Origin of the sequence: Streptococcus oralis (assembly GCF_001579025.1) — a bacterium.
Classification (GTDB): domain Bacteria; phylum Bacillota; class Bacilli; order Lactobacillales; family Streptococcaceae; genus Streptococcus; species Streptococcus oralis_X.
The window spans coordinates 1,066,327-1,067,918 of sequence record NZ_KQ970235.1 but is presented as its reverse complement, the minus strand read 5'-3'; the positions used below and the strand labels follow the sequence as shown (position 1 = coordinate 1,067,918).

Here is a 1,592-nt window from a genome sequence, read left to right as displayed (position 1 = left end):
GAAGACTGGGATTTGGATGATCCTGTGGAAGAGGGATACCTAGATGATTATCAGAATATTTCTGGTGCTTCCGAGGAAGAGCTTCAAGCCTTGGAGGAAATACTTGGCATTCGTCTACCTAGTGACTTCAAAGAGCTTTATAGCTATAAAAATGGGAGTAAGTACCTCTCTATTTTACCTTGTGTGATTGACCAGAGAGAGCTGACTTTTTCTCTCATGAGTCTGCAGGAAATTGAGACTTGTAAAAAATACTTTCAAAATAGAGATGCTCTGTTAACAGAATTTCCCGATTATTTTTCTAGTCAAGATCTGGAAAATATGCGTAATAGTAGAATTAAGCCCTATCTTTTTAATAAAAAATGGCTTCCTTTTGCTCAGTATTGTGACTCTTGTTATCTTATGCTGGATTTTGATCCAGACCGAGAGGGGCAGGAAGGGCAGATTATTTGCTACATCCATAACCCTGATGAAATTATCTATGTAGCAGAAAGTCTTACGGAGTTGATTGAAGAGATAATGGATGAGATCATATGAACGGACAAATGTATCAAGTTCAAAATATAACAGATAACATTTGTTTAACCTTCCTGTACGACAGAGTTTTAAAAGAAATTGCCCTTTGTCGGATTGACTAGATTGTGAGGCTGAATTTAGGAGCTTTTTATTGATAGGTGCTGAAATTTCTGGATTAGTCTGCAGAATTTATTTTGAGCTGTTTTCTTGCGAAATTTGACCCAGTATTGTAAATCGAATCTTAAAATAGTATACTAGAAACATTGATTGTGAAAACGTTTGCTTTTCATTAATTTTAGGAGACAAGACATGGAAGTGACAGCCATTTATCATAGACCAGAATCAGAGTATGCTTATCTTTACAGAGAAGGTCGGCTACATATCCGAATTAGAACGTAGAAAAATGATGTTCAGAAGGTTATTCTGCATTATGGAGATCCATTTATTTTCATTGAGGATAAGTATGAAGCTAAGAAAGAAATGACCAAAGTAACTTCAGACGCCTTACTTGATTATTGGCAGGTTACGGTCTCTGTTGATTTTTTACGCATTCAGTATCTCTTTGAACTCCTTGATAAAGAGGGTAAGGGTATTTTTATGTAGATAAGGAACATACTCAAGAAAACTTGGATGCTGAAGGAAATGGCTTTAAACTTCCTTATGTTCACGAAATTGATGGATGTCAGGTTCCTAGTTGGGTTTCAAATACCGTGTAGTATCAGATTTTCCCAGAACGCTTTGCTAATGGAAATCCTCATTTGACGTCAGATGGGACCTACCTCAAGTCGGTTGACCGATTTCTCTTAGAACCAGATGCAGTCGCTAGAAAGATTGTCAAAATCATAGGAAAAAACAAACGGGAACTCAATCTTCCTTTTTTGCTCAATTTAGCTCACAAATTTTATAGCCTCTTTCCCAAGTTAGCCGATAAGTTGGCTGGGGGGATATTTAATTATAAGTAAAAGGAGTTCCTTACAAAAGGAACTTTTTTATAATATTGAACTGAGTGTCAAAAATTTGTTTGTTTTTGTTCTAAATCTACATTCACTTTTTTCGAATCTTCTACAAATTTTAGAAAA

The 1,592-nt window shown here is 35.7% G+C and carries 1 protein-coding gene and 2 pseudogenes; all 3 read left to right on the top strand.

The genetic code is table 11. The features are described 5' to 3' along the window. A partial coding sequence (locus SORDD27_RS05125) for an SMI1/KNR4 family protein (protein WP_231069300.1) occupies positions 1-534 on the top strand: 534 nt, incomplete at its 5' end. Between the two features lie 288 nt (positions 535-822). Continuing rightward, positions 823-1,226 (top strand): annotated as a pseudogene (locus SORDD27_RS09715) (alpha amylase N-terminal ig-like domain-containing protein); the annotation flags it as partial. A gap of 54 nt (positions 1,227-1,280) precedes the next feature. Continuing rightward, positions 1,281-1,475 (top strand): annotated as a pseudogene (locus tag SORDD27_RS05120) (SDR family NAD(P)-dependent oxidoreductase); the annotation flags it as partial. Between the last annotated feature and the right edge of the window lie 117 nt (positions 1,476-1,592).